This is a genomic window from Caldicoprobacter sp., assembly GCF_047459465.1.
Lineage (GTDB): Bacteria > Bacillota > Clostridia > Caldicoprobacterales > Caldicoprobacteraceae > Caldicoprobacter.
This window is the reverse complement of record NZ_VSCO01000148.1, coordinates 1-4,263: the sequence shown is the minus strand read 5'-3', so window position 1 is coordinate 4,263 and position 4,263 is coordinate 1. Positions and strand designations below refer to the sequence as shown.

At 43.6% G+C, this 4,263-nt stretch carries 7 protein-coding genes; 2 read left to right on the top strand and 5 right to left on the bottom strand.

Translation table 11 applies throughout. The features are described 5' to 3' along the window. The coding region (locus FWJ59_RS08305) for a transposase (RefSeq protein ID WP_414481476.1) at window positions 1–363 on the top strand (363 nt) is incomplete at its 5' end. Between the two features lie 223 nt (window positions 364–586). Continuing rightward, entirely contained in the window at window positions 587–814 is a 228-nt protein-coding gene (locus FWJ59_RS08300; protein WP_414481475.1) for a hypothetical protein, read from the top strand. A 131-nt stretch (window positions 815–945) separates the two neighbouring features. Here the strand turns inward: FWJ59_RS08300 and FWJ59_RS08295 are convergent, their stop codons facing one another. The 5 genes from FWJ59_RS08295 to FWJ59_RS08275 form a co-directional block, all read right to left on the bottom strand. Then, window positions 946–1,119 carry a carbohydrate-binding family 9-like protein gene (locus FWJ59_RS08295; protein WP_414481477.1) on the bottom strand — a complete coding sequence of 58 codons (174 nt, stop codon included), beginning with the start codon at window positions 1,117–1,119 and terminating at the stop codon, window positions 946–948. Then, window positions 1,079–1,516: a carbohydrate-binding family 9-like protein gene (locus FWJ59_RS08290; RefSeq protein WP_025746954.1), complete on the bottom strand. Its 438-nt coding sequence runs from the start codon at window positions 1,514–1,516 to the stop codon at window positions 1,079–1,081. Before FWJ59_RS08290 ends, FWJ59_RS08295 begins: the two co-directional genes overlap by 41 nt. A gap of 77 nt (window positions 1,517–1,593) precedes the next feature. Beyond that, window positions 1,594–2,787, bottom strand: coding sequence for an N-acetylglucosamine-6-phosphate deacetylase (gene nagA / locus FWJ59_RS08285; protein ID WP_035146011.1), 1,194 nt, complete (start codon window positions 2,785–2,787; stop codon window positions 1,594–1,596). 163 nt (window positions 2,788–2,950) lie between these two features. Continuing rightward, window positions 2,951–3,430, bottom strand: a complete 480-nt coding sequence (locus FWJ59_RS08280; RefSeq protein WP_025746956.1) for a metallophosphoesterase — start codon at window positions 3,428–3,430, stop codon at window positions 2,951–2,953. Window positions 3,431–3,585: 155 nt separating this feature from the next. Further along, window positions 3,586–4,206 carry an XTP/dITP diphosphatase gene (locus FWJ59_RS08275; protein WP_414481474.1) on the bottom strand — a complete coding sequence of 207 codons (621 nt, stop codon included), beginning with the start codon at window positions 4,204–4,206 and terminating at the stop codon, window positions 3,586–3,588. Window positions 4,207–4,263 lie beyond the last annotated feature (57 nt).

Genomic DNA, 4,263 nt, shown 5'->3' with positions numbered 1-4,263 from the left:
GCAGGTAAAAAAGGTTATCAGCTGTCGGTGGCTTTTGCAGGAGAACATTCGGAGAGTGTTGACTTATATTTAGACCCAGGGAATACCCACTGTCAGAATAGATTGGAAGACTTATTATCATCGATAACCTCCAAGTATACAGAACACCTTAAAGAGGGGAGGTTGATAGTCAGGCTGGACAGTGGTTATGGTTCTTTAGAAAACATAGAAAGACTTATGAGTATTAAAGGACTTAAATTTATTATTAAGGGATATTCTACAAGAACAGCAGCCATTATTGCAAAAGAGGTACCGAAAAGTGCATACAAGCAGGTAAGTGACGGAGCGTGTGGATATATGAATTTCCTCAAGAAGGGAGAGTGAGAGTTATACTGGTACGGTTTCGAGGGAAAGATGGTAATTTAACGTATACGTTGCTTTATACTAACATCAGCAGGAAGAAGTTATCTTGTGTGGAAGCTTTTCATTTTTACAATGGGAGGCAACGATAGAAGCATTTTTCAAGATAGCGGAGAACACGTATGGTATAAAGAACCTGAGGACCAGCAAATTTTATGGGATTTATACTTTTTTGTGGATGATGGCCATGACACACAATCTTATCACTTGGTTTAAGGTGACAAAGCTTGAGGGTACAGAGCTTAAGGGAGCAGGGGTAAAGACTTTAGTGGAGAAATGTTCTCGAGTTAAAGGTTTTGTGGAGAGGACAGCAGAAGGGATACGGGTAATGATACCGCCGCTTACCAAGCTGGCTAAGCTGTTAATAGAAGCGTTAACAAAGCCAAAGTATGTCCAGTTGAGTTTCCTTATTTAACCATTTGTTAAGGTGATGTTTGCACAAAATTTAGGTAGGTAGTAAATAACAAAAATATCTCAAAAACTGCTAAAACATCATAAATCTCAAAGGACTTAAAAACTGTCCTCGAAAATTTTGTTTAGTCTTATTCACCCCAGTATCAGATCACCAAAAAACTCAGGCCTGTGGAAATCAGGATGGGGAGTATCAATTCTATTCCAGCAACCCCAATGTGGATATTTTGTTTTATCTCCACATTTATAAAAATTGGCCTTTATCCTCTTACCACAACGAAAATCCTGCCCTCCATAATATTTCTCTATAAAATAAAAGGGAATTGAAATATTCGACTGTCCACAGTGGGCCCTTGTAGCTCTGAACTGAACCCTTGGTTACTGAAGTAGTGATATCAAATATTTCAGGGCTAACGTCGTTAATAAGCACGCGGCTGTAGCGATCTGCACCTATCCCCAATAAAAAAGCGCCAATGGGATTTATCTCAAAGTTTATGTACCTATCATCATGTTCAGGGTCTGGATTGAAAAAGAATTCAACACAACTATCTGTGCACACAGGATCATTAATGTTTAAGCATTCAGCACGTATTTCCTGTTCGAAAGCTTTAAACAATAAGTAAAACCTTGTCTCAGAATAAAAGATACGCACTTCCGTCCTGGGCCTATAACCATTTTCATTCCAAGGAAAATTATCAATGACCAAAGGAGGTATTTCTTCTCACACTTTCGGGTCCACTTTTGAATCCTCAATATAGCGCACCTTCCAAACCCGAGCATTACTCATAGAGCTTCCCCCTTATACACTATTCTCCCTTCAACCATCGTCAAATGAACGTTTATATCATCATCGAATATGACCAGGTCAGCGTCCTTGCCAACGGCGATGCTTCCTTTCCTATCATCCACCTTCATGATTCTCGCCGGCGTAGCGGTCATCATCTGAACAGCTTCCATCAAGGGCACCTGGGCCAATTGCACCATAGTCCTGACCAATCGATCAGCAGTTGCCACGCTCCCAGCAAAGGCAGTGCGATCCGGCAGTTTTGCTACCCCCTCTTCCACAATGACCTTCTGCCCTTCTTTTAGGCTGCCCAATATATACTCTCCCTCGGGCATCCCCGCAGCCCTCATAGAATCGGTGATCAACGCGATGTTATGCGGCCCCTTTATTTTGTATATGAGCTTGAGCAGGCTGGCAGGCAGATGTGCACCGTCTGCAATTATCTCCACAGTCATCTCATCTATTAGAAAAGCGCTCTCAATAACCCCAGCATACCGATAGGCATTAATCCTCCTCACTCCTGACATGCCAGAGTATAGATGTGTAACGTGGGTATACCCATTTTCAAATGCCTCGATCACTTCTTCGTATATCGCATTAGAGTGCCCTATGGAGGGCAAAATGTTTCTTTCCCTTAAAAATCTGCCGAACTCCAGTGCGCCTTCAAGCTCGGGAGCCGCACTCCAGCGCACCACATCGTCAGACCAACTCAAAATTTTCTCATACTCTTCTCTTTTGGGATTCCTAATATACTTTGGATCCTGAGCACCCCTTTGTTCCATTGAAAAATAAGGCCCTTCCAGATGCAGGCCTAAAAAGACAGCCCCCATCTTATTGGCAGCTTTAGCTTGTTTGTATACCTCAAACGTCTCCCTCAAATTTTCTAAGCTGCTGGTCAAAGTAGTGGGCACCATAGCGGTTGTACCATAACATGCATGCTTTCTTGCCGCTCCTAAATAAGCCTCCACGGTGCCATCCATAAAATCATGCCCGCCACCACCGTGGGTGTGGATATCGATAAACCCTGGTGAAACATAATACCCCTTTGCATCTATGGCAATGCATTCTGAAACTGGGAGTCTGCCCCGGCTCACCTCCACAATTTTACCGTTTTCCACCAAAATGCTGCCGTTGTCAATTAAGCGATAAGGAGTAAGGATTTTTGCATTAAAAATCAATATCCTATCCATCATAGCCCCTCTTCCCCCATTAAAACAGTTTGATATACACTTTTAGGTCACGTTCTTATATGTTTAAACGCAGTTTTATACTTTAAATACATTTTAAGGTGTTTTAAAACAAATGCATTATTTAAATTACAAAGCGAAGCCTTCACCAGGCCTATTAACACAGAGTCTAATAACGTACCTTTATAATATACGGGACAATTTTATCGTCTGACATCTCAATAACCCCAGCCGTTGGCCCTGTACTCTCCCTGGGTAGAGAGACGCTTCCCGGGTTCATAAAGACAATGTCACCCTCCCAAAAAACCTCAGGCACATGGGTATGCCCGAAAAGCACCACATCAAAGCCATTTTTTCTTGCGAAGTCCACAAGGTAGCTTGTCCCCCATTTCACCCTATAAAGGTGCCCATGGGTTAAAAATATTCGTTTACCCTTCAGCTCAATCTCCCTTGAATAAGGAGCTTGTCCGGAAAAATCGCAATTTCCTCTGACGTATACCACCGGCACTTCTAATGACTTTTCAAGATACGCAGCATCGGAACATAAATCTCCAAGATGGATAAGCATATCCACTTCTCCTATGTTTTTTAAAGCCCTGTCAATGGCAAACCTTTTACCATGGCTGTCGCTAATTACTCCAATCCTCATACTTTAGTCCCATCCCCGTTATCGGCAATTTTAAGGCAACGATCAATTTTGTGCATTAAACTTTCCAAGACTAAAATCGCGCGACCTCCACTTCATCCGCCTTATAACCCACCATCTCCATCACTGAATGCCGTACAGCCATTTTTTAGGCTGTGTTATTCATTTTTGCTAGCATCAAGATCACAACAGTTCTGTACAATCAGCTCCTTGAGCTTTCGCAAAGCTATGCCACGGTGGCTGATCCTGTTTTTTTCCTCGGGAGTAAGCTCCGCAAATGTCTTCCCAAGGCCGTCCACAATAAAAAGCGGGTCATAGCCAAATCCCCCGCTGCCCGAGGGCTTAAAGCCTATCCTGCCATAGCACTCTCCTGTAGCCTCAAGCATCCTCCCATCGGGATAAGCCAGCACCACTACGCAGCGGAACACCGCCTGCCTCTTTTCGTAAGGTATGCCTTCCATCATCTTGAGCAGCTTAGCGTTGTTTTGCTCATCTGTGGCGTTTTCTCCCGCAAAGCGAGCCGAATACACCCCCGGCTGACCGCCCAGCGCCATGACTTCCAGCCCAGAATCATCGGCCAAAGCAGGATATCCCATATATTTGGCAACCTCTAGCGCTTTTTTCCTCGCATTTCCTTCAAAAGAGTCCTGGTCCTCTTCTACCTTTATGTGAATGCCGGCATCTCGCAAGGATAATAATTCAAAGGGCAGGTCGCCTAGAATCTGGCGAATTTCCTGTACCTTGCCGGAATTATTGGTTGCAATGATCATCCGCCTCATTTTCCCTGCCCCACCAAACAATTAAGTTCACCAAGAGCTTCCATCTGGTATTGAATT

What these genes read in the sequence shown, in the direction of transcription:
- FWJ59_RS08280 (WP_025746956.1), bottom strand. Translation starts at nt 3,430, where the DNA reads ATGAGGATTGGAGTAATTAGCGACAGCCATGGTAAAAGGTTTGCCATT.
- FWJ59_RS08300 (WP_414481475.1), top strand. Translation starts at nt 587, where the DNA reads ATGACACACAATCTTATCACTTGGTTTAAGGTGACAAAGCTTGAGGGT.
- FWJ59_RS08275 (WP_414481474.1), bottom strand. Translation starts at nt 4,206, where the DNA reads ATGAGGCGGATGATCATTGCAACCAATAATTCCGGCAAGGTACAGGAA.
- nagA (WP_035146011.1), bottom strand. Translation starts at nt 2,787, where the DNA reads ATGATGGATAGGATATTGATTTTTAATGCAAAAATCCTTACTCCTTAT.